The 25120-nt window shown below is 71.5% G+C and carries 20 protein-coding genes; 19 read left to right on the top strand and 1 reads right to left on the bottom strand.

Features of this window, described 5'->3' with window-relative positions:
* From asnB to JHN45_RS14640, 16 genes are read left to right on the top strand one after another with little or no spacing between them, the layout of a single operon-like run.
* Window positions 1-1935 carry an asparagine synthase (glutamine-hydrolyzing) gene (asnB, locus tag JHN45_RS14565; RefSeq protein WP_201049268.1) on the top strand — a complete coding sequence of 645 codons (1935 nt, stop codon included), beginning with the start codon at window positions 1-3 and terminating at the stop codon, window positions 1933-1935.
* Window positions 1936-1950: 15 nt separating this feature from the next.
* Complete coding sequence (locus tag JHN45_RS14570; RefSeq protein ID WP_201049269.1) at window positions 1951-4140, top strand: bi-domain-containing oxidoreductase; 2190 nt, start codon at window positions 1951-1953, stop codon at window positions 4138-4140.
* On the top strand, window positions 4137-6107 hold the full coding sequence (locus tag JHN45_RS14575; RefSeq protein WP_201049270.1) for an alginate lyase family protein: 1971 nt from the start codon (window positions 4137-4139) through the stop codon (window positions 6105-6107). The genes JHN45_RS14570 and JHN45_RS14575 overlap by 4 nt, the downstream gene beginning before the upstream one ends.
* Window positions 6104-7639, top strand: a complete 1536-nt coding sequence (locus tag JHN45_RS14580) for a right-handed parallel beta-helix repeat-containing protein (protein ID WP_200710464.1) — start codon at window positions 6104-6106, stop codon at window positions 7637-7639. The genes JHN45_RS14575 and JHN45_RS14580 overlap by 4 nt, the downstream gene beginning before the upstream one ends.
* Before the next feature lies 1 nt (window position 7640).
* A complete protein-coding gene (locus tag JHN45_RS14585; RefSeq protein WP_201049271.1) occupies window positions 7641-8990 on the top strand; it encodes an O-antigen ligase domain-containing protein in 1350 nt (449 codons plus the stop codon).
* 2 nt (window positions 8991-8992) lie between these two features.
* Window positions 8993-10234: a glycosyltransferase family 4 protein gene (locus tag JHN45_RS14590; protein WP_200710462.1), complete on the top strand. Its 1242-nt coding sequence runs from the start codon at window positions 8993-8995 to the stop codon at window positions 10232-10234.
* Window positions 10231-11484, top strand: a complete 1254-nt coding sequence (locus JHN45_RS14595) for a class I SAM-dependent methyltransferase (protein WP_200710461.1) — start codon at window positions 10231-10233, stop codon at window positions 11482-11484. The genes JHN45_RS14590 and JHN45_RS14595 overlap by 4 nt, the downstream gene beginning before the upstream one ends.
* Window positions 11481-12275 (top strand): sugar phosphate nucleotidyltransferase, encoded by a 795-nt coding sequence (locus JHN45_RS14600; RefSeq protein WP_200710460.1) that lies wholly within the window; start codon window positions 11481-11483, stop codon window positions 12273-12275. Before JHN45_RS14595 ends, JHN45_RS14600 begins: the two co-directional genes overlap by 4 nt.
* A complete protein-coding gene (locus JHN45_RS14605; RefSeq protein WP_200710459.1) occupies window positions 12272-12919 on the top strand; it encodes a PIG-L deacetylase family protein in 648 nt (215 codons plus the stop codon). The genes JHN45_RS14600 and JHN45_RS14605 overlap by 4 nt, the downstream gene beginning before the upstream one ends.
* A 5-nt stretch (window positions 12920-12924) precedes the next feature.
* Window positions 12925-13950, top strand: coding sequence for an NAD(P)-dependent oxidoreductase (locus JHN45_RS14610; RefSeq protein ID WP_201049288.1), 1026 nt, complete (start codon window positions 12925-12927; stop codon window positions 13948-13950).
* Window positions 13938-15221 carry a DUF4910 domain-containing protein gene (locus tag JHN45_RS14615; protein WP_374195616.1) on the top strand — a complete coding sequence of 428 codons (1284 nt, stop codon included), beginning with the start codon at window positions 13938-13940 and terminating at the stop codon, window positions 15219-15221. The genes JHN45_RS14610 and JHN45_RS14615 overlap by 13 nt, the downstream gene beginning before the upstream one ends.
* Window positions 15218-16513 carry a hypothetical protein gene (locus tag JHN45_RS14620; RefSeq protein ID WP_201049273.1) on the top strand — a complete coding sequence of 432 codons (1296 nt, stop codon included), beginning with the start codon at window positions 15218-15220 and terminating at the stop codon, window positions 16511-16513. The genes JHN45_RS14615 and JHN45_RS14620 overlap by 4 nt, the downstream gene beginning before the upstream one ends.
* Complete coding sequence (locus JHN45_RS14625; RefSeq protein WP_201049274.1) at window positions 16510-17457, top strand: glycosyltransferase family 2 protein; 948 nt, start codon at window positions 16510-16512, stop codon at window positions 17455-17457. The genes JHN45_RS14620 and JHN45_RS14625 overlap by 4 nt, the downstream gene beginning before the upstream one ends.
* Window positions 17454-18680 (top strand): polysaccharide pyruvyl transferase family protein, encoded by a 1227-nt coding sequence (locus tag JHN45_RS14630; protein WP_201049275.1) that lies wholly within the window; start codon window positions 17454-17456, stop codon window positions 18678-18680. Before JHN45_RS14625 ends, JHN45_RS14630 begins: the two co-directional genes overlap by 4 nt.
* Entirely contained in the window at window positions 18677-19228 is a 552-nt protein-coding gene (rfbC, locus tag JHN45_RS14635; protein WP_200710454.1) for a dTDP-4-dehydrorhamnose 3,5-epimerase, read from the top strand. Before JHN45_RS14630 ends, rfbC begins: the two co-directional genes overlap by 4 nt.
* Before the next feature lie 7 nt (window positions 19229-19235).
* Complete coding sequence (locus JHN45_RS14640; RefSeq protein WP_200710453.1) at window positions 19236-20564, top strand: glutamate-1-semialdehyde 2,1-aminomutase; 1329 nt, start codon at window positions 19236-19238, stop codon at window positions 20562-20564.
* A gap of 7 nt (window positions 20565-20571) precedes the next feature.
* On the opposite strand, the gene JHN45_RS14645 is transcribed toward JHN45_RS14640, so the two are convergent.
* A complete protein-coding gene (locus JHN45_RS14645) occupies window positions 20572-21363 on the bottom strand; it encodes a phosphatase PAP2 family protein (RefSeq protein ID WP_201049276.1) in 792 nt (263 codons plus the stop codon).
* 68 nt (window positions 21364-21431) lie between these two features.
* Between JHN45_RS14645 and JHN45_RS14650 the strand changes: the two genes are divergently transcribed.
* The 3 genes from JHN45_RS14650 to JHN45_RS14655 all read left to right on the top strand — a co-directional run bounded on the left by JHN45_RS14650 (window position 21432) and on the right by JHN45_RS14655 (window position 25112).
* Window positions 21432-23372, top strand: coding sequence for a BTAD domain-containing putative transcriptional regulator (locus tag JHN45_RS14650; RefSeq protein ID WP_307783108.1), 1941 nt, complete (start codon window positions 21432-21434; stop codon window positions 23370-23372).
* Between the two features lie 2 nt (window positions 23373-23374).
* Complete coding sequence (locus JHN45_RS52955) at window positions 23375-24079, top strand: hypothetical protein (protein WP_234467941.1); 705 nt, start codon at window positions 23375-23377, stop codon at window positions 24077-24079.
* Window positions 24080-24194: 115 nt separating this feature from the next.
* Window positions 24195-25112: a TIGR03619 family F420-dependent LLM class oxidoreductase gene (locus JHN45_RS14655; RefSeq protein ID WP_201049277.1), complete on the top strand. Its 918-nt coding sequence runs from the start codon at window positions 24195-24197 to the stop codon at window positions 25110-25112.
* Window positions 25113-25120 lie beyond the last annotated feature (8 nt).

Below are 25120 nucleotides of genomic sequence, written 5' to 3' on the forward strand. Positions count from 1 at the left end.
GTGTGCGGCATCGCGGGCACATACCGGTGGCCGGACGGAAAGGCCGTCACCGACCGGCTCACCGACACCCTCGCCCACCGCGGCCCGGACGGCTCGGGCCGCTACGGCCACCCCCTGGGCGACGGCGAAGTACAGCTCGGACACCGCCGGTTGGCGATCGTCGACCTGTCCGAGACCGGCGCGCAGCCGATGGTCTCGGACGGCCTCGCCCTCACCTACAACGGCGAGCTGTACAACGCGCCCGAACTCCGCGCCGAGTTGGAGGCCACCGGGGTGCGTTTCCGGGGCACCTCCGACACCGAGGTGGTCCTGGAGGCCTGGCGGCGCTGGGGCACCGACTGTCTGCCCCGGCTGCGCGGCATGTTCGCGTTCGGCATCTTCGACGAGCGCACCGGCGATCTGGTGCTCGTCCGCGACCAGCTCGGCATCAAGCCGCTGTTCCTGCTCCGGCGCGGCGAGGGCCTGATGTTCGCCTCCGAGCTCAAGGCGCTCGCCGCCGCGACCGGCAAGAAGCTGGAGGTCGACCAGGCCGCGCTCGTGGCCTCCCTCCTCTATTACTGGGTGCCGGACTCGCGCTGCGCGTTCCGCGAGGCGGAGAAGCTGCCGCCGGGCAGCTGGCTGCGGTGCCGGCCCGACGGCCGGGTGGAGCGCGGCACCTTCTGGAACCTGAAGGACGTCGCCGCCGAGGGCCGGGACCGCGCCCTGGCCGGTGAGCGGCCGGACCTCGCCGCCATCGTCGAGGAGTCGACCCGCCGCCACCTCATGTCCGACGTGCCGGTGGCGACCTTCCTCTCCGGCGGCCTCGACTCCAGCTATCTGACCGCGCTGGCCGCCCGCCACCAACCGGGGATCTCCGCCTACACGATCGGATTCCGCGCTGAGGACGCCAAGTTCGAGGCGATGCCGGACGACCTGCGCTACGCCCGGCAGGTCGCCCAGCAGTTCGGCGTCGACCTGCACGAGATCGAGATCGCCCCGAACGTGCTCGACCTGCTGCCGCAGATGACGTACAGCCTGGACGAGCCGATCGGCGACCCCGCCGCGATCAACACGTATCTGATCTGCATGGCCGCCCGGGAGGCCGGGGTCAAGGTGATGCTCTCGGGCATGGGTGCCGACGAGCTGTTCGCGGGGTACCGCAAGCACTTCGCCAACCTGCTCGCGCTGCGCTACCAGCGCGTCCCGCGACCTCTGCGGCGCGGGGTGTCCGGGATCGTGGACCGGCTGCCGGTCGCCTCGGCCACCCGCGGCTACCGGTCGGTGCGCTTCGCGAAGCGGTTCCTCTCCTTCGCCGATCTGCCGGAGGAGACCGCGTTCCGGCGCAGCTACACCATGTACGACCAGGACGAGCTGCTCGCGCTGCTCAACCCGGACCTGGCCGGGACGGTCGACGACGTGATCACCGAGCACACGGACGTCTACCAGGACAACGACCTCGACGACTTCGTCAACCGCATGTGCCTGACCGACTCCCGCATGTTCCTGCCGGGCCTCAACCTCGCCTACACGGACCGCTCCAGCATGGCCGCGTCCACAGAGGTCCGGACGCCGTACGTCGACATCGAGGTGGTCAGGGCGGCGTTCGCCGTGCCCGGCAACCGCAAGATCGTCGGCCGGCAGGGCAAGGCCGTCCTCAAGGAGGCGGCCACCTCGATCCTGCCCAAGGAGATCGTGTACCGGCCCAAGGGCCTGTTCAGCGCCCCGCTGCGGGCCTGGATGAGCCGGGACCTGGCACCGCTGGTGCGCGAGGTGGTCAACGACGGCGAGCTCGTCCGGTCCGGGCTGCTGCGCCGGGACGCGCTGGCCCGGATGGTCGCCGAGGACGCCGCCGGACAGGCGGACTACTCCAAGCATCTGTGGCACGTACTGACCCTCGAGTACTGGTATCGCGACGCGACCTCTGGCCCGGCCCAGAGCGCTCGGACGACGGCTTAGAAAACAGGAGTTCTGGTGAAGCAGGTTGTACAGAACTACAAGAGCGGCGAGCTGGCGGTGCTCGACGTTCCGGTACCGGGGTGCAAGCCGGGCGGGGTGCTGGTGCGCAGCGCCTACTCGCTGATATCCACCGGCACCGAGCTCATGAAGGTGTCCGAGGCCGGCATGTCGATGCTGGGCAAGGCCCGCTCCCGGCCGGACCAGGTGGCCAAGGTCATGCAGAGCGTGGCCACCAACGGACTGCCCGCCACCTACCGCAAGGTGATGGGCAAGCTCGACTCCTACACCCCGCTGGGCTACTCGCTGTGCGGGGTCGTCGAGCAGGTCGGCGCCGGCATCGACGACGTGAAGGTCGGCGACCTGGTGGCCTGCGCGGGCAACGAGCACGCGCTGCACGCCGAGCTGAACTGGGTGCCGAAGAACCTCTACGCCCCCGTCCCCGAAGGACTCGCGCCGCAGCACGCCGCCTTCGGCACCGTCGGCTCGATCGCGATGCAGGGCGTCCGCCAGGGCGAGCCCCAGCTCGGCGAGGTCGCCCTCGTCATCGGCCTCGGCCTGATCGGACAGCTGGTCGTCCAGCTCCTCACCGCCGCCGGAGTCCGCGTGGTCGGCGCCGACCCGGACCCGGCGCGCTGCGAACTCGCCGAGCGCCTCGGCGCCGCGGCCTGCGGCGACCCCGCCTCCGCCGCCGTGGAAGCGGCCGTCGCCGAACTCACCGACGGCCACGGCGTCGACCAGGTCTTCCTGGCCGCGGGCGGCGGCAGCAACCAGCCCGTCGAGCTGGCCGCCCACCTCGCACGGGACCGCGGCCGGGTCGTCGACATCGGCAAGTGCCGCCTCGACCTGCCCTGGAACGCGTACTACGAGAAGGAACTCGACGTCCGCTTCTCGCGCTCCTACGGCCCCGGCCGCTACGACCCGTCGTACGAACTGGAGGGCCGCGACTACCCGATCGGCTACGTCCGCTGGACCGAGCGCCGCAACCTGGCCTGCTTCCTCGACCTCGTCGCCCGCGGCCGCGTCGACGTGGAGCCCCTGGTCTCCCACATCGCCGACTTCGACGACGCCGTGGAGACGTACCAGCGCCTGAAAGACGGCGAGTTGAAGGCCGTCGCCGTGCTGTTCCGCTACCCCGAGCAGACGGAGGAGGCGGGGGAGCCGGAGGCCCCGTCGGTGGCCGTGCCCGCGGTGCCTGCCGCCACCAAGGTGTCCGCCCAGGCCCGGTCCGCGAAGACTCCGGTGCGTCTCGCGTTCGTCGGCGCCGGCAACTACGCGACGTCGATGCTGCTGCCGCACCTGGCCCGGCGCGAGGGCGTCGAGCTGGCGACCGTCGTCACCACGACGGCGCTCTCCGGGGCCAACGCGCAGCGGAAGTTCGGCTTCGCCCAGGCGACCACCGACCTCGACGCCGTCCTCGGCGACAAGTCCGTCGACGCCGTGTTCGTGGTCACCCGGCACAGCTCGCACGCCGAACTGACCCGGCAGGCGCTGCTCGCAGGCAAGACCGTGTTCGTGGAGAAGCCCCTCGCCCTCACCGAGGACGAGCTGGCCGGCGTCCTCGCGGCGGTCGAGGAGTCCGGCAACGACCGCCTCCAGGTCGGCTTCAACCGCCGCTTCGCACCGCTGCTGACGGAGGCCAAGGAGCGGTTCGGCGCCCGGACCGGTCCGGCGAACCTGCGCTACCTCGTCAACGCGGGCAAGCTCCAGCACGGCAGCTGGTACCTCCAACAGGGCGCCGAGGGCTCGCGGTTCGCCGGTGAGGGCGGCCACTTCATCGACACGGCGAGCTGGCTCCTCGACGCCGACCCGGTCTCCGTGTACGCGACGGCCGCGCCCGGCAACGAGGACCTCCAGGCTGTCCTGCGCTACCCGGACGGATCCACCGCCACCATCAGCTACGTCACCACCGGCGCCTCCGGCTTCCCCAAGGAGACCCTGGACCTGGTCGGGGACGGCAAGGTGCTGCGGCTCGACGACTTCGTCCGTGCCTCGGTCCACGGCCCCAAGAAGTGGGTCAGTTCGCGGCTGCCCAAGGCCCGGGACAAGGGGCAGAACGCCGAACTCGCCGCGTTCGTCAAGGCAGTTCGGACCGGTGGACCCATGCCGGTGCCGCTGGAGTCGCTGGTCGCCACCACGGCGGCCACCCTCGCCGTGGGCACCGGTCTGGCCGCCGGTGCTCCGGTGACGTTGGCGAGGACGCCATGACCATGAGCGCGGGCTGGTACCTGCGCCGGCTCTCCCGGATGGGCCCGCGCGAGATCGCGGGCCGGGCGGGCGACACCGTGCGCAGACGGCGGTGGCGTTCGGCGCGGCCCGACTCCCCGAGCGTGACCGGCGCCCGGTTCACCGCCGTCCTGCCCGCGGGCACGGCCGCCGCGGTGCCGCCGGACGCCGTGAAACGCCTTGTAGCCGAGGCGGACCAACTCATGGCCGGGCACGCCGAGTTCTTCGGAGTGGTCCGCGACGACCTCACCGACCCGGACTGGTCCTACGACCCGAAGACCGGGCGCCGGGCCCCGTCCGGCTACGCCTTCGACGTGCCGTACCGCGACGAGGAGTCGGCCGGGGACATCAAGCAGATCTGGGAGCCGTCCCGGCACCAGTACCTCACCGTCCTCGCCGCCGCCTACGCGACCACCGGGGACGAGCGGTACGCCGAGCGTGTCGCCGCGCACCTGCGGTCGTGGTGGAAGGCCAACCCGCCGCTGTCCGGCGTGCATTGGATCAGCGGCATCGAGCTGGGCATCCGGCTGCTGTCCTGGGTGTGGATCCGCCGACTGCTCGACGGCTGGGAGGGCGCGGCCGAGCTGTTCGAGGACAACCCGGTCGCCCTGAACCAGATCTGGCACCACCAGCGCTGGCTGGCCGCCTTCCCCAGCCGGGGCTCCTCGGCGAACAACCACGTCATCGCCGAGACCGCCGGACAGTTCGCCGCGGCCTGCGCCTTCAACTGGTTCTCCTCGTCGGCGCGTTGGCGCTCCGAAGCGCTGCGGTCGCTGGACCGGGAGCTGCGCGCCAACACCTTCGACTCCGGTCTCAACCGCGAACTGGCCACCGAGTACCACGGACTCGTCCTGGAACTCGGCCTGGCCGCACTGGCCGAGGCCGACGCCGCCGACGTGCCGGTGCCCGATTCGCTCCGGCTGGTGCTGCTGCGGATGACCGACGCGCTCGCCGCCGTGGTGGACAACCGGCTGCGACCGCCCCGCCAGGGGGACGCGGACGACGGCTTCGGCCTGATCCTGGACGGCGAGGGCACCGACCGCTGGGGCTCGCTCCTCGCCACCGGCGAGGCCGTGTTCGGCCGGCTCGACTGGTGGCCCGCGGTCACCGGCACCGACGTGCGCACCCCGCTGCTGGCCGCGCTCATCAGGCCGTACGCGAAGGACGGCACCGCCCGCCCGGCGACCAGGCCCGACCGCTTCGCCGACGCGGGGCTCACCGTCCTGCGCGGTCCGGAGGAGATCTGGTGCCGCTGCGACGGCGGTCCGCACGGCTTCCTGTCCATCGCCGCGCACGCCCACGCCGACGCGCTGTCCGTGGAGGTACGGCACGACGGCATCGACGTGCTCGCCGACCCGGGGACGTACTGCTACCACGGGCAGCCCGAGTGGCGGGAGTACTTCCGCTCGACCCTCGGCCACAACACCCTCCAGCTGGACGGCGGAGACCAGTCGGTCTCGGGCGGCCCGTTCCTGTGGACCCGGCACGCCCGCACCCGCGTGCTGGACGTGGACAACTCCGGTGCGGGGGTGGCCCGTTGGGCCGCCGAGCACGACGGCTACCAGGGCTCGGTGCACCGCCGCCGGGTGGAACTCACCGCCGAGAGGCAGGAGTTGAGGATCGTCGACGAGGTGCGCGGCGGCCCGCGCCGGGACGTGCGGCTGGCGTTCCACCTCGGACCCGAGATCGCCGCGGACCTGGTGGGACACCGCGCGGTGCTCACCTGGATCCGCGACGGCGAGGGGCGTTCCGCCGTGCTCGACCTGCCGGAGCAACTGTCCTGGCAGGCGCACCGCGGCGAGAGCGGACCGCCGCTGGGCTGGTACTCCGCCGGATTCGGGCGCAAGGAACCCACCACCACGCTGATCGGCACCGGCTCCGCCGACGGCACGGACGGGTTCACCACCGTGCTCGGGTTCCGCGGCCAGGGGGGCGAGTGCGGAACATGAGACGGCACTGGGCGTCGGCGGTGGCACCGCTGGCGCTGATCCTGCTGACGGCGACCGGCTGCGACAGCGCGTCGAGCGCCCCGGCCACGACGAAGCCGAGCGCCGCGCCGTCCACGGCCACGTCCGCCGCCCGGTCCGTGGCCCGGGTGTGCGCCAACCCCGCCGCCGGACCGGCGAAGGCGCCTGCCGGTGCGGTGACCGTGGACCCCAAGGTGGTCGGCGACCTGGCGACGAAGACCAAGAACAGCCCCCCGAACACCACGTTCTGGCTCAAGCCGGGCACGCACAGGTTGGAACACGACCGCTTCGCCCAGGTCATCCCCAAGAAGGGAGACCACTACATCGGCGCGCCCGGCGCGGTGTTCGACGGCAAGAAGGTCAACCAGTACGCCTTCACCGGCAACGCCGCCGACGTCACCATCCGCTATCTCACCGTGCAGGGATTCGTCGCGCCTCAGGACGAGGGCGTCGTCAACCACGACTCGGCCGACGGATGGGTCATCGAGCACTCGACGATCAAGGACAACTCCGGCGCCGGACTGATGGCCGGCGCCCGCCAGCAGGTCCGCGCCGACTGCCTGCGCGACAACGGCCAGTACGGCATGAACGCCTACAAGGGCAACGGCCCCCTCACCGGCCTGGTGGTCCAGGGCAACGAGATCGTCGGCAACAACACCGGCGACTGGGAGCGGAAGAAGAAGGGCTGCGGCTGCACCGGAGGCATCAAGTTCTGGGAGGTCAACGGCGCCGACATCAGCGGGAACTGGGTGCACGACAACCGCGGTGCCGGGCTGTGGGCGGACACCAACAACAACGACTTCCTCATCGAGAACAACGTGATCGAGGCCAACGACGGTGCCGCACTGATCTACGAGACCAGCTACAACGCGGTCATCAAGGACAACACGATCCGGCGCAACAACTGGGTCGAGGGCCGCAAGGCGGCCGACAGCGGCGACAACTTCCCGTACGCGACGATCTACCTGTCCGAGTCCGGCGGCGAACCCCGGGTCCCGGCCCGCACCGACAAGATCGAGATCTACGGCAACGTGCTGGAGAACAACTGGTCCGGGATCACCCTCTGGGAGAACGCCGACCGGTTCTGCAACAGCCCCGCCAACACCTCGTCCGGCGACTGCACCCTGCTGGTGAAGAAGACGAGCAGCTGCGTGCGGCCGGCGATCACCAAGGCACCGCTCTTCTCCGACTGCCGGTGGAAGACCCAGCGGGTGGACATCCACGACAACCGCTTCGTGCTCGACGAGTCCGTCGTCAAGTGCACGGAGATGTGCGACCGCATGGGGGTGCTCTCCAACTACGGCACCTATCCGGACTGGTCGCCGTACCACGGCGAAGGGGTGGCCGACGCCATCACCGAGAAACAGCACAACAGTTGGCACGACAACGTCTACGTCGGGCCGTGGAAGTTCGTCGCCGAGGACCAGAGCAAGGTGCTCGACTTCGGCCAGTGGCAGACCGCCCCGTACCAGCAGGACAAGGGCAGCACCCTCGACCTCCAGGCAGGTGGTTGAGATGAGCGAGAACTCGACGCGCGGACCGGACCCGGCGCAGACGCCGCCCGGCGCCGCACCGCGCCCGGCCGGCACACCGAAGATCGTCGGGCTCGTCTGGGGGCTGCTGGTCCTCAACACGCTCGGCTCCGCCGGGGCGAAGACCATCGTCCCGCTGCCCCGCTCCCTCATCCAGATGGTCACCATGGGCTCGCTGGTCGCCGCGTTCGGCCTGGCACTCCTGGTCAACCAGCGGGTGCGCATCAGGTCCAGCGCCTACGTGCTGCTGCTCAGCCTGCTGCTGGTGTCCAGCGTGATCTCCAGCGCGAGCCTGGAGTCCGGGATGGGCGCGCTGTTCCGCTGCTTCCGGCTGACGCTCTTCGTCGGCACCCTGTGGCTGCTCAGCCGCTGGTGGGACGGCAGCCTCACGTTCGTCCGGTACCACATCCGGGCCTACTTCGCGGTCCTCGGCTCGGTCGCCCTCGGCCTGCTCGTCTCCCCGGGCAAGGCCCTGCCCGACCTCTACGGCGGACGCCTCGTCGGCGCGCTGTGGCCGCTCACCCCGCCCCAGATCGGGCAGTACGCGGCGGTCATCATCGGGCTCACCGCGCTGCTCGTCATCGGCAGACGGACCGACCGGACCAGCGCCGTGCTGGTCATCGTGCCGTCGCTGGTGCTGCTCGCGCTGACCCACACCCGGACGGCCACGCTCGGCCTGCTGCTCGGGCTGACGCTGGCGATCGGCTCGCTCATCCTGACCAGCGCAGCGGCCCGCCGCTTCTTCAGCTGGTCGGTGCTGATCTCCGTGGTGGCCGCGGTCGGCTTCGCCTCCGCGCTGCAGACCTGGTTCCTGCGCGGACAGAGCCAGGAGAACTTCTCCAGTCTCACCGGCCGGGCCAAGGTCTGGAACGCCCTGCTGGCAGAGCCCCGGTCGACCGCGCAGCAGCTGTTCGGCGTCGGCCTCGGCGACAAGTCCTTCGGCGGGCTGCCGATCGACAACAGCTGGCTGGCCGTCTACAACGAGCAGGGCCTGGTCGGTGTCACTCTCGTCGCGGTGATCATCGTCGTGCTGGGCAGTGTCGCGCTGCTGCGCCCGCCCTCGCTCCAGCGGGCCCGCGCGATCTTCCTGATCAGCTACTGCGCGATCGCCTCGTACACCGAGGCCGGCCTCGGCGACGCCTCGCCGTATCTGCTCCATCTGGCCCTGGCCGCCTCGCTGTTGGCGGCACCCGCCCAGGCCGCTCCGCTGTCGACGCAGCCGGGGAAGCCGCTCGGCAGGCCGCTCGCGAAGCCTCTCTCGAAGACCTTCGCGAAGTCCGAGGCCCCTCGACGGCACGTCCCGCGCTGGGCCCGTGGCTCGGAGGTGAACTGAGCATGCACGTCCTCGTGGTGCACAACCGCTACAACTCGGCGCAGCCGAGCGGGGAGAACAACGTCGTCGACCAGGAGGTGGAGCTGCTGCGCGCGGCCGGCCACCGGGTCGAGCTGTTCGAGCGCCGTAGTGACGACATCGGCGGACGCTCCCTCCTCGGCAAGGTCGCGGTGCCGCTCCTGGTGCCGTGGAACCCGGCCGTGCGCAAGGAGCTGGCGGCCAAGCTGCGCGCCGAGCGACCGGACGTGGTGCACGTCCACAACGTGTTCCCGCTCCTGTCGCCCGCGGTCCTCGCCGCCTGCGCCGACGCCGGAGTGCCAGCTGTCGCCACGCTCCACAACTACACGCAGGTCTGCCCGCCCGGCACCCTCCAGCGGGACGGCCGGCCGTGCACCGAGTGCGTCGGCTCGACCCCGCTGCCCGCCGTCCGGCACGGCTGCTACCGCAACTCCAGCCTCGCCACCGTGCCGCTCGCGGTCAGCCTGTCGGTCAACCGGAAGCGCTGGTGGACCGGCGTCGAGCGTTTCCTCTGCATCTCCGCCGCGCAGCGCGACGTCCTGGTGACCTCCGGCATGCCGGCCGAACGCCTCGCGGTGAAGCACAACTTCGTCCCCGAACCGGACATCCGCCGGGAGGGTGGGGGCGAGCAGCTGCTCTATCTCGGCCGGCTCGCGGAGGCCAAGGGCGTACGGCTGCTCATGGCCGCGTGGGACGAGATCGCGGCGGGCGGAGGTGTCGGCGTCCCGCTCGCGATCGCCGGCACCGGGCCGCTGGAGAAAGAGGTCGTCTCCTGGGCGGCCGGCCGCGACGACGTGCGCTACGTCGGCCTGCTGGACCCGGCGGAGTGCCGCAAGGCCATCGCGCGGTCCGTCGCCGTCGTCGCGCCCTCGACCTGGCTAGAGGCGTTCGGCCTCGTGGTCGTGGAGGCGATGGCGGCCGGGGTGCCGACCGTCGCCGCAGGGCACGGCGCCTTCGTCGAACTCGTCGAGGACGGCGTCACCGGGCTGCTGCACACGCCGGGCGACGCCGCCTCGCTCGCGGCCGGCATCCGCCGGATCGCGGCCGACCCGGACCGCAACCGGGAGATGGGCGAGGCGGCCCGTCACCGTTACGAGCAGGGATTCAGCCCGGCCGTCGGCCTGGAGCGCCTGCTGGAGGAGTACCGCACCGCGATCGCGGGACGGTCAGCACTGGCTCGCGGTGGGGACACCCACGCGGGCAGGGGGGATGGGGAGAGCACATGACACGATGCCGACTCTGCGGCTCGGAAGCGACGGCGAGCGTCGTCGACCTGGGGGCGACACCGCCGTGTGAGAGCTTTCTCGCCGCGGACCAACTGGACCTGCCGGAACCGGCGTACCCGCTGCATCTGCGGGTCTGCACCGACTGCTGGCTGGCGCAGATACCGCCGCTGATCACGCCGGAGGAGACGTTCAAGGAGTACGCCTACTTCTCCTCCTTCTCGACCTCCTGGGTGGAGCACGCGCGCACGTTCGTCGAGGGCGCGGTGGACCGCCTCGGCCTCGGCACCGACTCCTTCGTGGTCGAGGTCGCGAGCAACGACGGCTATCTGCTGCGGCACGTGGTGGACCGGGGGATCCGCTGCCTGGGCATCGAGCCCTCGGTGAACGTCGGCGCCGCGGCCCGCGAGGCGGGTGTGCCCACGTTCACGGACTTCCTGAGCCCCGAGACCGGCGCGACCGTCCGCGCCGAGCACGGCCCGGCGAACCTGGTCGTCGCCAACAACGTGTACGCGCACATCCCCGACGTGGTCGGCTTCACCCAGGGCCTGCGCGCCCTGGTCGCCGACGACGGCTGGGTCTCCATCGAGGTGCAGCACCTGCTGACCCTGATCGAGGACAACCAGTACGACACGATCTACCACGAGCACTTCCAGTACTACACGGTCGCCTCCGCGATCCGGGCCCTCGCCAGCGGCGGACTCACGCTGGTGGACGTCGAGTTGGTGCCCACGCACGGCGGCTCCATCCGCCTGTGGTCCCGCCCGGCCGAGGTCGCGGGGGAGCCCTCGCAGCGGGTGGCCGACGTACTGGCCCGCGAAAAGGCCGCCGGGCTGGAGGAGTTGGCCGGGTACACCGAGTTCTCCGCCCGGGTCGCCAAGGTCCGCCGCGATCTGCTGCGGTTCCTCATCGACGCGGCCGACCGCGGCGAGACGGTCGTCGGCTACGGCGCCCCCGGCAAGGGCAACACCCTGCTCAACCACTGTGGCATCCGCCCCGACCTGCTCGCGTACACGGTCGACCGGAACCCGTACAAGCACGGCCGGTTCACCCCCGGCACCCGCATCCCGATCCTCCCGCCCGAGCAGATCGCGGTCGACAAACCGGACTACGTCCTCGTCCTCCCGTGGAACCTGCGGGCCGAACTGGTCGAGCAACTGGCCTACGTCCACGAGTGGGGCGGCCGGCTCGTTTTCCCCATCCCCGAACTGAGCATCGTCGAGGTCGAGCGGTCGAAAGAGGTCACAGCATGAAGGTCGTCCTGTTCTGCGGCGGTTACGGGATGCGCATGCGCAACGGAACCTCCGACGACGTCCCCAAGCCCATGGCGATGGTCGGGCCGAGACCCCTGATCTGGCACGTCATGCGCTACTACGCGCACTTCGGGCACAAGGAGTTCATCCTCTGCCTCGGCTACGGCGCCCACCACATCAAGGACTTCTTCCTCAACTACGAGGAGACGGTGTCCAACGACTTCGTCCTGCGCGGCGGCCAGACCGAGTTGCTCTCCACCGACATCGCCGACTGGACGATCACCTTCGCGCAGACCGGCATCGAGTCGCCCATCGGTGAGCGACTGCGCCGGGTGCGTCACCACCTCGACGGCGACGAGATGTTCCTCGCCAACTACGCCGACGTGCTCACCGACGCCCCGCTGCCGGAGATGATCGACAAGTTCGCCCAGCGCGACGCGGGCGCGTCGATGATGGTCGTACCGCCCCAATCCTCCTTCCACTGCGTGGAGTTGGGCGAGGACGGTCTGGTGGGCGGTATCACCGCGGTGAGCGACATGCCGCTGTGGGAGAACGGCGGCTACTTCGTGCTCCGCCAGGAGGTCTTCGACCACATACCGGAGAACGGTGACCTGGTCGCCGACGGATGCGCCCAACTCGCCAAGCAGGGGCGGCTGGTGGCGCATCAGCACCGCGGCTTCTGGAAGCCGACGGACACCGTGAAGGAGCGTGCCGCGCTCGACGAGTCCTACACCCGGGGCGACCGCCCGTGGGCCTTGTGGGAGCGGGACAGCGCGGGGGTGCGTGCGTGATCAGGCTCGGAGCCGGTCCGCTCGACCGGATCGTGGCGGTGGGCGCCCACTGCGACGACATCGCCATCGGCGCCGGCGGCACCCTGCTGACCCTGTGCCAGGCGCGGCCCGGCATCCGCGTCGACGCACTGGTGCTCTCCGGCGGCGGCACCGATCGCGAGCAGGAGGAACAGGCCGCGCTCTCCGCCTTCTGCCCGGGCGCCGACCTGCGCCTGACCGTGCACAAACTGCCGGACGGCCGCCTGCCGGCGCACTGGGAGGAGGCCAAGGCCGCCGTCGAGGAACTCCGCGCGCAGACCGAGCCGCAACTGGTCCTCGCGCCGCGCACCGACGACGCCCACCAGGACCACCGCGGCCTGGCGCAGTTGATGACCACGGCGTTCCGTGACCACCTCGTGCTCGGCTACGAGATCGTCAAGTGGGACGGCGACCTCGGCCGCCCTGCGGCCTACCAGCCGCTGGAGACCGAGACCGCCGAACAGAAGGTACGGCTGCTGCAGGAGCACTACCCCTCGCAGCGGCACCGCCCGTGGTACGACCGGGAGGCCTTCCTCGGCCTCGCCCGGATCCGCGGTATCGAATGCCACGCGCGCTACGCCGAGGCCTTCGCCGTCACCAAACTCACGCTCAACCTGGGGGGTTGAACACCTTGCGCGTACTACTGACCGGACACCAGGGATATCTGGGCACCGTGATGGCACCCGTCCTCACCGCCGCAGGACACGAGGTCTTCGGCCTCGACTCCGGCCTGTTCGCCGACTCCGTCCTCGGCCCGCAGCCCGCCGACCCGCCCGGCGTGCGGGTGGACCTGCGTGACCTCACTGCCGAGCACGTGGCCGGATTCGACGCGGTGATCCACCTGGCCGCGCTCTCGAACGACCCGCTCGGCTCGCTGGCCCCGGAACTCACCTACGACATCAACCACCACGCGTCCGTACGGCTGGCAAAGCTGGCCCGCGACGCGGGAGTCGGCCGCTTCCTGTACGCGTCGACCTGCTCCGTCTACGGTGCCTCGGGCGGCGACGACCTGGTGACCGAGGACGCCCCGTTGCGCCCCGTGACGCCGTACGCCGAGTCGAAGGTGCGCGTCGAGGACGACGTGCACGCGCTGGCCGACGACGACTTCACCCCGGTGTTCATGCGCAACGCCACCGCCTTCGGCTACTCGCCCCGCCTGCGCGCCGACATCGTGCTCAACAACCTGGTCGGCCACGCGCTGCTCTCCGGCGAGGTGCTGGTCCTCTCCGACGGCACCCCCTGGCGCCCGCTCGTGCACGCCGCCGACATCGCTCGCGCCTTCACCGCCGCGCTGACCGCGCCGCGCGAGGCGGTCCACGACCGGGCGTTCAACATCGGCAGCGAGGTCAACAACGTCACCGTCGCCGAGATCGCCGAGCAGGTCGCCGAGGCGGTGTCCGGCGCGAAGGTGGTCATCACCGGCGAGAACGGCGCCGACCCGCGCTCGTACCGGGTGGACTTCTCCCGCTTCCGCACCGCGATCCCCGACTTCGACTGCGAGTGGACGGTCAAGCAGGGCGCCCTCGAACTCGCCGACGCCTACCGGAAGTTCGACCTGACCCGGGAGGACTTCGAGCAGCGCTTCACCCGCCTCGCCGTGCTCAAGGCTGCCTCCGAGGCCGGCACCGTCGACGACACCCTGCGGTGGCGCCGATGACCCAAGTCGGCGAGGAGATGCACGCACTGGTGGAGCGGCTGTACCCGCTCTGCCGGAGCATCACCGGCGACGGGGTGCGCGCCACCCTGGACATCGTCGGCGAGTACGTCCCGTTGCAGGTGCACGAGGTGCCGACCGGGACGCAGGTGCTCGACTGGACCGTTCCACAGGAGTGGAACATCCGGGACGCGTACATCGCCGACGGCACGGGCCGGCGGGTCGTCGACTTCGCCGCGAACAGCCTGCACGTACTCGGCTACAGCGTCCCGGTGTCGAAGACCATGCCGCTCACCGAGCTGCGCGAACACCTGCACACGCTGCCGGACCACCCGAACTGGGTGCCGTACCGCACGAGTTACTACAAGCCGGAGTGGGGATTCTGCCTGTCCCAGGAGACCCTGGACGCGCTGCCCGACGGCGACTACGAGGTGCACGTCGACTCCACCCTCGCCGACGGCCACCTCACCTACGCCGAGCACGTCGTCCCCGGACAGGTGGCCGACGAGGTCATCGTCTCCTGCCACACCTGCCACCCGTCGCTGGCCAACGACAACCTCGCCGGCATCGCGGTGGCGACCTTCCTGGCCCGCGCGCTGGCCGAGCAAACGCCGTACTACACCTACCGGTTCATCTACGCGCCCGGCACCATCGGGGCGATCACCTGGCTGGCCCGCAACGCGGACCGGATCGACCGGGTCAAGCACGGCCTCGTGCTGGCCTGCGCGGGCGACTCGGGTCAACTGACGTACAAACAAAGCCGACGCGGCGACGCGGAGATCGACCGCGTGCTGCAACACGTACTCGCCGCGTCCGAACGCCCGCACCACATCAACGAGTTCACGCCGTACGGCTACGACGAGCGGCAGTACTGCTCACCCGGGTTCAACCTCGGCGTGGGCTCGCTCAGCCGGACCCCGTACGCGGGCTACCCCGAGTACCACACCTCGGCGGACAACCCGGACTTCGTCTCCCCGGAGGCGATGACCGACACCCTCGCGGTCTGCCGCGAGGCGTTCGCCGTTCTCGACCGCAACCGGCGGTACCTCAACCTCAGCCCTTACGGCGAACCGCAGTTGGGCCGGCGCGGGTTGTACGACGCGCTCGGCGGGCGCAGCGACACCAAGCAGGCGCAGATGGCCATGCTCTGGGTGCTAAACCTCTCCGACGGCGAGCACAGTCTGCTGGACGTCGCCCAGCGGTCCGGGCTGCCCTTCGACACCGTCGCCGGCGCGGCCGACGCCCTGCACGAGGCCGGACTGATCAAGACATGACATCGACGACCACCGACGGGGAGAAGGCGGCACCGGTGCGGTCCGCCAAGCGGGCCCTCGTCGGCCGGCTCTCCTGGGGGCTGGCCGACCAGGCGGCCTCCAGCATCAGCAACTTCGCGGTGGGCATCTACGTGGCCCGCTCGCTGGGGGTCACCGCCTTCGGCGTGTTCAGCCTCGCCTGGGTGACCTACGGCGTGGTGCTCAACGTCTCCCGCGGCCTGGCCACCGACCCGCTCGTGGTCCGCTTCAGCGGAGTGCCGGAGCCGTCCTGGCGCGGGGCGGTGGCCCGCTCGACGGGTACCGCGCTCTGCGTCGGTTCGGCCCTCGGCGTGCTGTGCCTGGCGGCCGGGCTCGGCCTCGGCGGCCGGGTGGGGCCCGCCTTCGCCGCCCTCGGTCTGATGATGCCGGGGCTGCTGCTCCAGGACGCCTGGCGGTTCTCGTTCTTCGCCGCGGGCGACGGGCGCAAGGCGTTCGTCAACGACATCGTGTGGGGCGTCGCGCTGATCCCCGCCATGGTGGTGGCGGCCCATGTCGACACGGTGGCCGCCTTCGTGCTCGCCTGGGGCGCGTCCGCCACGGTCGCGGCCGGATACGGCTGCATCCAGTCCGGCATCCGGCCCCGGATGGCACAGGCACGCGGCTGGCTGCGCGAACAGCGTGACCTCGGCTACCGGTACCTGGTCGAGAACGTCAGCCTCAGCGGCGCGAGCCAACTCCGGGCGTACGGCCTCGGCGTGATCGTCGGAGTGAGCGCGGTGGGCGCGGTGCGCGGTGCCGAACTCCTCCTCGGCCCCTTCCTCGCCGTACTGATGGGGCTCTCGCTGGTCACCGTCCCGGAGGCGGCCCGCGTGCTGCGGCAGGCCCCGCAACGGCTGGGCCGGTTCTGCCTCTACCTCGGCGGGGGACAGGCCACCGGAGCCCTGCTCTGGGGCTCGGCCCTGCTGCTGATGCCGGACCGGCTCGGCGAGTTGGCGCTCGGCGACGTCTGGCGCTCCTCCTCGCACCTCATCGTGCAGATCACCCTCAGCGTCGCCGGGGCGGGCCTCGGCACCGGCGCCGCCGCCGGACTGCGCGCGCTCGGCGCCGCCAGGCGCAGCCTGCGCTGCCAGCTCTTCGCCTCCGCCTGCTATGTCGGCGGCGGGCTCGGCGGCGCGGCCATCGGCGGCACCTCCGGTTCGGCCTGGGGCGTCGCCGCCGCGACCATCAGCGGTTCGGCCGTGTGGTGGCTGCAACTGCGCTCCGCCCTGCGCGAGCGCCACCGCGAACCCATCCCCGAAGTGAGGACCTCATGACCGACCGACCGCGGCTGAGCATCGGCCTGCCCGTGTACAACGGCGAGGAGTACCTGGCCGAGTCGTTCGACGCCCTCCTCGGCCAGACCTACGAGGACTTCGAACTGGTCGTCTCCGACAACGCCTCGACCGACGGAACCGAGGCCATCTGCCGCAAGTACGCCGCGCAGGACTCCCGCATCCGCTACCTCCGGCTGCCCCGCAACATCGGCGCCACCCCGAACCACAACTACGTGTTCGCCGAGGCCCGCGGCGAGTTGTTCAAGTGGGCCTCGCACGACGACCTCTACGGCCGCGACCTGCTGACCCGCTGCATAGAGGCCCTGGACGAGCGGCCGGACGTCATCCTCGCCCACACCGACCAGGCGGTCATCGACGGCGACGGCCAGGTGACGGTCCCGTACGAGTACACGCTCGCCACCGGCTCCCCGAGCGCGCCGGAACGCTTCCGCAGCCTGCTGTTCGAGCCGGGCGGCGACGACTTCTACGGAGTCATACGCGCCGACGTGCTGCGCCGGGTGAAACCGATGGACAGCTACCACCACGCGGACCGCACGTTCGTCGCCGAGATCACCCTGCACGGCCGCTTCCACCAGGTCCCGGAACTCCTCTACTTCCGCCGCGACCACCCCACCCGCGCCGAACGCGCCAATCCCTCCAAGCGCGCCCGCTGCGTCAACCTGGACCCGCGCCGGGCGGGCGCGCTGCACCCGACGCCCCGGCTGCTCGCCGAGTACATCTGGGGTTTCGCGTCCGCGATCCGGCGGGCACCGCTGTCCCCGGCCGACCGGCGCGCCTGCTACCGCCACCTGGCCTCCTGGATGACCAGTCGGGTCCGCCCGGGCGCCGGCGAGCGGGTCGAGGACCGTGCCCCGGTCGACCCGTCCCAGCTCACGGTCTCCGTGGACGCCCTCGTCGCCGGCCGCGAGGGGAGGCACGCATGACCTCCGCGCCCGAACTGCCGGTGCGCGTCGGGGTGTTCGGCCTGCTCGGCTCCGGGAACCTCGGCAACGACGGCTCGCTCGAAGCCGTCCTCGGCTACCTCCGTACCGACCACCCGGACGCCGTCGTGGACGCCCTGTGCGGCGGCCCCGAGGCGGTGACGGCCCGGTTCGGGATCCCCGCCACCCGCATGCACTGGAACCGCGCCGAGTACCGCACCGCGTCCCGCCTGGGCTCGATCGCGTCCAAGGGCCTGGGCAAGTTCGTCGACATCTTCCGCACCGCCGCCTGGGTACGCCGCCATGACGTGGTGATCGTGCCGGGCATGGGCGTCCTGGAAGCCACCCTGCCGCTCCGGCCCTGGGGCTTCCCGTACTCGCTGTTCCTGCTCTGCGCGAGCGGGAAGCTGACACGCACCCGGGTCGCCCTGGTCAGCGTCGGCGCCGCCGAGATCCGCAACCGGCCCACCCGCGCCCTGGTCCGCTGGTCGGGCCGCCTGGCCGCCTACCGCTCCTACCGGGACGCCCAGTCCCGGGACGCGATGCGGGCGATGGGCGTGGACACCGCGCGCGACGAGGTCTACCCGGACCTCGCGTTCTCCCTCCCGTCACCGCCCGCGAACGCGCCCTCGGACGTGCCCGGCACGGTCTGCGTCGGCGTCATGGACTTCCACGGCGGCAACGACGACCGCGCCCGCGCCGACGAGATCTACGGCCGCTATCTCGACGGCACGATCCGGTTCGTCCGCACCCTGGTCGAGGAGGGCAGGCCGATCCGGCTGCTCACCGGCGACCGGTGCGACGCGACGGTGGTCGCCGCGATCCTCGAAGCGGTGGACTCCCCGCTGGTCACCGCGGCCGAACCGACGTCCCTGGACGACCTGATGAAGGAGATGACGGCCGCCGACACCGTGGTGGCGGTCAGGTACCACAACCTGATCTGCGCGCTGAAGACCGGAACGCCGGCGCTCGCGCTCAGCTACGCGGCGAAGAGCGACGCGCTCATGGAGCGGATGGGCCTCGGCGCGTACTGCCACCCGGCGCGCGAGGTCGACGCCGACCGGTTGCTGGAGCAATTCCGGGTGCTGGAGAAGCGATCGCCCGAACTGCGGGCGACCCTCACCGAGCGGAACCAGGCCGCCGCCCGCCAACTGCAGGACCAGTTCAGCTCGTTGACCGCGGCCGTGTTCCCCGCGACCGGCCACACCTCCCGGAAGGCTCCATGAAAGCGACCGAAGTCCCGGAGATCGCGGGCGCGTTCCTCTTCGAACCGACCCCGTACACCGACGAACGCGGCTTCTTCTGCCGCACGTTCGACGCCGACGTGGTCCGCTCGGTGGGCCTCGACCCGGACGCCTTCGTCCAGGACAGCCTGTCGCGTTCGGTCCGGGGCGTGGTGCGCGGTTTGCACCTGCGATCCGGCGCGGGCGAGGCCAAGTTGGTGCGGTGCTCGTACGGGCGGATCTTCGACGTCGTCGTGGACCTGCGTCCGGATTCACCGACCTACCGCCATTGGACTTCTTTTGATCTCACAGGAGAATCACAACCAACTCTTTACATTCCCGCGGGATGCGCGCACGGTTTTCAGGCACTGACCGATATCGCCGACACCTCGTACCGGATCGACCGCCCGCACGATCCGACCGAGGACGTGACCATCGCCTACGACGACCCGGAGCTGGCCATTCCCTGGCCGCTGCCGGTTGCGCTGATGTCCCAACGGGACCGAGAGGCACCGAGCCTCGCCGAGGTCCTGAAGCACAGAGAAAGCTGAGGTCCTCGTGGACACCGAAGTGCTTGACCTGCCCCTGTCGCGGACAGCCAACGAGCGGCTGCACGCCTTGATCCCCGGGGGCGCTCACACCTACGCCAAGGGCGACGACCAGTACCCCGAGAACTTGGCCCCGGTCATCAGCCACGGCAGCGGTGCCCACGTGTGGGACGTCGACGGCAACCGATACATCGAGTACGGCTCCGGCCTCCGGTCGGTCAGCCTCGGTCACGCCCACCCGCGCGTGATCGAGGCGGTGCGGCGCGAACTCGACCGCGGCAGCAACTTCGTCCGGCCGTCCATCGTGGAGGTCGAGGCCGCCGAACGCTTCCTGGCCACCGTGCCGACCGCCGAGATGGTCAAGTTCGCGAAGAACGGCTCCGACGCCACCACCGCAGCGGTACGCCTCGCCCGCGCCGCCACCGGCCGCTCACGGGTGGCACTCTGCTCCGACCACCCGTTCTTCTCCGTCGACGACTGGTTCATCGGCACCACCCCGATGTCCGCCGGCATCCCGTCGACGACCACCGAACTCATCGCGTCCTTCCCCTACGGCGACCTGGCCGCCACGGAGGAGATGCTCGCCCGGTACCCGGACGAGATCGCCTGCCTGATCCTCGAACCCGCCACCCACACCGAGCCCCCGCCCGGCTACCTCGCCGGCCTGCGCGAACTGGCCGACCGGCACGGCTGCGTCCTGATCTTCGACGAGATGATCACCGGCTTCCGCTGGTCCGAGGCGGGCGCCCAGGGCCTCTACGGCGTCGTCCCCGACCTCTCCACGTTCGGCAAGGCGCTGGGCAACGGGTTCGCCGTCTCCGCGCTGGCCGGCCGCCGCGACCTGATGGAGCGGGGCGGGCTGCGCGACTCCACCAGCGACCGGGTGTTCCTCCTTTCCACCACGCACGGCGCCGAGACGCACTCCCTGGCGGCCGCGATGGCCGTGCAGACCACCTACGTCGAGGAGGGCATCACCGCGCGGCTGCACTCCCTCGGCGAACGGCTGGCCGCCGGTGTCCGCGACGCCGCGGAGGCCATGGGCGTCGGTGACCACGTCGTCGTCCGGGGCCGGGCCAGCAACCTGGTCTTCGCCACCCTCGACGAGAACCTGCAGCCGTCGCAGCAGTACCGCACCCTGTTCCTGCGCCGGCTCCTCGCGGGCGGAGTACTGGCCCCGTCCTTCGTGGTCAGCAGCGCCCTCGACGACGAGGACATCGACCGCACCGTCGACGTGGTGGCCCAGGCGTGCGCGGTGTACCGCAAGGCACTGGACGCCGCCGACCCCAACCCCTGGCTGGCCGGACGAGCGGTGAAGCCGGTGTTCCGCCGCCTCGCGTGAGGTGACGTCAGCGGGGCGCGCGCCGACCGGCGTCGGCCGTCCGGTCGGGTGACCGACGGCCCGGCCGTCCGGCCGACCGATCACCCAGCCGGTCGGCGGTCCGGTCGACCAGCCACGCGGACGCCGGGATCACCGCCAGCGCGGTGCACCAGCCGCCGAGGGCGTCGGTCGGGTAGTGCGCGCCAAGACCGACCTCCGCCCAGCCCATGATCGCGCCGGCCACCAGTCCCGCCGTGAGAACGAGCGACGTACCGGCCGTCCTGCCCAGGCCGAGCCGGTCCGTCGCCAACAGTGCCGCCATGAGGGCGAGCGCGGTGGCGAAGGCGGTGTGCCCGCTCGGGTAGGACAGGTTGCCGGGGCCGTGGATGGTCCGTCCGACCACGTGCTTGAGCAACGTGGTCGTCCCCACGGTCGCACCGGCCCCGACCAGGACGAGCACCGCCGCACGGGGACGCCGCACCAGCAGGCAGCCCACCACACAGGCCACGATCACCATCGCCGATCCCGCGGGTTCCCCCAAGAAGTCCAGAACCAGGGCGACTTGGCGCCACGGCGGACCCACACTGTCCGAGGTCGGCGGGAAGATCCACCTGTCCACCGCGCCGGGCGCGCTGTGCCCGGCGAACAGGATCCCGAGCGCGCCGACCACCAGCGCGGCGAGGACCGAGATCAGGGCGAGCCGGGGGCGCAGCGACGGGGGCAGCACCGTACGCGCCGGAGACCGGTCCGGGCCGGATTCCAGATCCTCTCCTGCCGCGCGATCCAACGCGAGCCCCCTCGTGTCCCCTTTGCGAGCCATCAGCACCCTAACTCCTGGGCATCGAGGACGCGCAGATGAGGGGGTTTCGGGCCGCTAGAATCCGCCAGGTGGCAACGGCGGTAGAGGGGCACGAGTTCGGGCTGCTGGGGTCGTTGAGCGGTCGCCAGGACGGGCGTCCACTGGATCTCGGCAGTCCGCTGCAGCGCGCGGTCCTGGTCCGGCTTCTGCTCGCGGAAGGGCGGCAGTGCGGTCTCGACGACCTCATCGACGCGCTGTGGGAGGAGCCGCCCGGCAACGCGGTGCGCTCGGTGCAGACGTACGTCTACCGCATCCGTCTCGCGCTGGGCGAGGAGCGTTCCCGGCTGGAGACCACGCAGGGCGGATACCGGCTCGACATCCCGGAGCGGGCGGTCGACGCCCTGCGTTTCGAGCGGCTCATCCGTGACGGCGAGGAGTTGCGGGCCGCCCGGCGGACCGGCCCCGCGCTGCGCGCGTTCGACGCCGCGCTCGCACTGTGGTCGGGGGAGCCGCTGTCCGGTGTCCCCGGTCCCTACGCCCAGCGGCACCGCCGACGGTTCGCCGAGCTGCGGCTGAACGCCCAGGTGGCGCGGCTGGGTTGCGCCGACGAACTGGGTGAGCACGCACGCGTGGCGACGGAACTGATCGCGCTGATCGCCGACCATCCCCTGCGGGAGGACCTGTACGCGCTCCGCATGCGCGCCCTCCACCGCGCCGGGCGGGCGGCGGAGGCCCTGGCCGTCTACGCCGCGGCCCGCGACGCCATGGTTGCCGAACTGGGCATGGACCTGGGCCCGGAACTGCGCGAGTTGCAGTCCCGCATCCTCGCCGGCGCCGAGCCCGACCCCGTGGAGTCGCGTCCGGGCAGCGAGGAATCGGGCGCCGCCCCTGACACCGACCGGGCGACGACCACACCTGCCGACGAGGCCCCGGCCGGTGTCCGACCGCAGCAACTGCCACCGGCGCCGGGCGACTTCGTCGGGCGGGAGCGGTTGTGGGAGCGGCTTCGGCTGGCGTTGCGGCCCAGCGGGGAAGCCGTGGCGCTCGCGGTGCTCAGCGGTATCGGCGGGGTGGGGAAGACCGCGCTCGCACTGCGCTTCGCCCATGGCATCCGCGGCGACTATCCGGACGGACAGCTCTACGTGGATCTGCGGGGCGACGGCGGGCAGCCCGCCGATCCCGCGGACGTACTGGTCGACTTCCTCCTCGCGCTCGGCATGCCCGCCGCCGAGATCCCCGCGACGCCCACCGCCCGCGCCGGGGCCTACCGCACCCTGACCGCCGACCGCCGGATCCTGGTGCTCCTCGACAACGCGTCCGACACCGCCCAGGTGACCCCGCTGCTCCCGGGCACACCGGGCAACTCCGCGCTGATCACGACCCGGCACCGGTCGCTCGTGCCGCCGGGCGCGACGCGTTTCGAGGTGCCGCTGCCCGATCAGGAGGAGGCGGTGGCCATGCTGGGCCGGTTCACCGGCGACGCCGAGATCGCCGCCGACCCGGACCTCGCGCTGGAACTGGTGCACGCGTGCGGCCAGTTGCCGCTGGCGCTGCGCATCATCGGTGCCCGCGCGGCGGCCCGTCCGGGGCGCGGGCTCGGTGCGCAGCTGCTGCGGCTGCGCGCCGAGGAGCACCAGCTCGACGAGTTGCGGGCCGGAGGGATATCGGTGGAGGCCACCTTCCAGGTCGGCTACCGGGCCCTCGCCCCCGCACAGGCCCGGGCGATGCGCCTGTGCGCACTGCTCGACGCCGCGGACTTCCCGGTCGCGGTCGCGGCCGTACTGCTCGACCAGCCGGAGGCGGAGACCGAGGACCAGCTGGAACATCTGGTGGAGGCCGGACTGCTCGAACCGCACTCGGCCGACCGCTACCGGTTCCACGATCTGGTACGGGCCTTCGCCGCCCGTCGCGCCGACCGCGAGGACCCCGCCGCGGACCGTGAGGCGGCACTCGTATACGGGCCTTCGCCGCCCGTCGCGCCGACCGCGAGGACCCCGCCGCGGACCGTGAGGCGGCACTCGTACGGCTGACGATGTTCCTGCACGCCACCCTGCTCCAGGCCATGAGCGCGACCGAGCAGGCCGGCTCGCTCAGCATCCACCTCTTCGCCGTGCCGCTGACCGGACTGCGGTTCGCCGACGCCGCCGAGGCACGCAGCTGGCTGCTGGCCGAGCACACCCTGCTGGTCGCGGTGTTCTCCCGGGTGCTGCGCGACATCCCCGGCGCCTCGCAGATCGTCGTCGCCGCGCTGTCGGTGATCGCGTCGAGCGGGCTCTTCGCCGGGCCCGCGCATCAGCGGGAACTGGAGCGGGTCACGGACCACGCGGTCGCGGCGGCGGACCTGGGCGACGACCCGGCGCTGCCCTCGCAGACCCGGCACATCAGGGCCTGGCTCGGCTTCATCCGCGGTGATCTGACAGCGGCGGAGACCGATCTGCGCGAGGGGATCTGGCGGTCCCGCGCCGGTGACGACCCGCTGACGCTCTTCATGTCCACCCGGCTGCTGTCGGTCGTGCTCGTGGACCAGGGGCGGAGCGCGGAGGCCGTCGACTTCTTCGTCGAGTCGGAGGCCGTCGGCGGCGCGGAGGACGATCCGAGCAGCCCGGCCTGCTTCGCTCAGGAGGTGGCCCGGCTGTTCACCGCGCTGAGTTCGGACCGGGCCGAGGTCGACATCTCCGCGGCGGAGCATGTGCACGAGGTGAGCGTCCGGCTGCGGAAGGAAGCGGCGGGGCGCTGAGCCTGTCCGCCCGCCGGGTCGAGCCCGCTTTCACGCGCCGTCGACCGGACGTCGATCCGCGTTCGGCACGGTGACCGACAACGGACCGCACCAGCTTCTCGAACAGGTGACACACATGCTCAAGATCGGACTGGGAGCTCCCCAGTACGGATTGTTCACGGACCCCGCCACCCTCTCCGGGTTCGCCGCCGCCGTCGAAGAGATCGGCTTCGACAGCCTGTGGGTGGGCGACCGGGCCCTCGTACCGACGCGGCCCAAGGACCCCTATCCCGGCGGCGGCCCCGTACCGGAGGAGTACCGCACCTTCCTGGACCCCGTCGTCACCCTGTCCTTCCTGGCCCACGCCACCCGACGGCTGCGCCTGGGGACCAGCACGCTCAACGCCCCCTTCTACTCCCCGCTCCTGCTGGCCCGCGCGCTGGCGTCCGTGGACATCCTCAGCGGGGGACGGCTCGACGTCGGGTTCGGGCTCGGCTGGTCGTCCGACGAGTACGAGGCGATCGGGGTGCCGTGGCGCGGGCGCGGGGCCCGGCTGGAGGAGATCCTGGACGTCCTGGAACACGTCTGGTCCGGCTCCCCGGCCGAGTACAAGGGGGAGCTGTGGACGATCCCGAGCGCGCACCTCGAAACGCTCCCCGCGCATCGTCCCCGCCCGCCGGTGCTCCTGGGCGGTTTCACCCCGGCCACGCTGGAACGTATCGGCCGCCGCGCGGACGGCTGGGCCGGAGTCGCGCTGCCGGTGCCCCAACTCGCGTACGTCATCAGCCAGATCCGGGGGATCGCGGAGGCGGCCGGACGTGACCCCGACGCCCTGCGCACCGTCGTCCGGGTCAACCCCGCGGTGACGGCCGAGGCCGCACCGGACGACGCCGTTCCGCACCGGGGAACGATCGTCCAGGTCTCGGACTACCTGCTCGCCGCCCACGCGGCGGGTGCCGACGAGGTTCTCGTCGACCTGCAGCAGACCGCGCGGAGCGCCGATGAGCTGACGGACCTGGCACACCGTTTCCACGAGCAGCTGAGCAGGGGTTAGGGAGCACC

The sequence above is a fragment of the Streptomyces sp. MBT53 genome (assembly GCF_016654115.1).
GTDB lineage: Bacteria > Actinomycetota > Actinomycetes > Streptomycetales > Streptomycetaceae > Streptomyces.

Bases quoted from the DNA above. Each gene is read 5' to 3' on its own strand.
- JHN45_RS14620 (WP_201049273.1), top strand. From the start codon at position 15,218: ATGACATCGACGACCACCGACGGGGAGAAGGCGGCACCGGTGCGGTCC.
- JHN45_RS14575 (WP_201049270.1), top strand. From the start codon at position 4,137: ATGACCATGAGCGCGGGCTGGTACCTGCGCCGGCTCTCCCGGATGGGC.
- JHN45_RS52955 (WP_234467941.1), top strand. From the start codon at position 23,375: ATGTTCCTGCACGCCACCCTGCTCCAGGCCATGAGCGCGACCGAGCAG.
- JHN45_RS14585 (WP_201049271.1), top strand. From the start codon at position 7,641: ATGAGCGAGAACTCGACGCGCGGACCGGACCCGGCGCAGACGCCGCCC.
- rfbC (WP_200710454.1), top strand. From the start codon at position 18,677: ATGAAAGCGACCGAAGTCCCGGAGATCGCGGGCGCGTTCCTCTTCGAA.
- JHN45_RS14625 (WP_201049274.1), top strand. From the start codon at position 16,510: ATGACCGACCGACCGCGGCTGAGCATCGGCCTGCCCGTGTACAACGGC.
- JHN45_RS14595 (WP_200710461.1), top strand. From the start codon at position 10,231: ATGACACGATGCCGACTCTGCGGCTCGGAAGCGACGGCGAGCGTCGTC.
- JHN45_RS14630 (WP_201049275.1), top strand. From the start codon at position 17,454: ATGACCTCCGCGCCCGAACTGCCGGTGCGCGTCGGGGTGTTCGGCCTG.
- JHN45_RS14580 (WP_200710464.1), top strand. From the start codon at position 6,104: ATGAGACGGCACTGGGCGTCGGCGGTGGCACCGCTGGCGCTGATCCTG.
- JHN45_RS14655 (WP_201049277.1), top strand. From the start codon at position 24,195: ATGCTCAAGATCGGACTGGGAGCTCCCCAGTACGGATTGTTCACGGAC.
- JHN45_RS14590 (WP_200710462.1), top strand. From the start codon at position 8,993: ATGCACGTCCTCGTGGTGCACAACCGCTACAACTCGGCGCAGCCGAGC.
- JHN45_RS14645 (WP_201049276.1), bottom strand. From the start codon at position 21,363: ATGGCTCGCAAAGGGGACACGAGGGGGCTCGCGTTGGATCGCGCGGCA.
- JHN45_RS14600 (WP_200710460.1), top strand. From the start codon at position 11,481: ATGAAGGTCGTCCTGTTCTGCGGCGGTTACGGGATGCGCATGCGCAAC.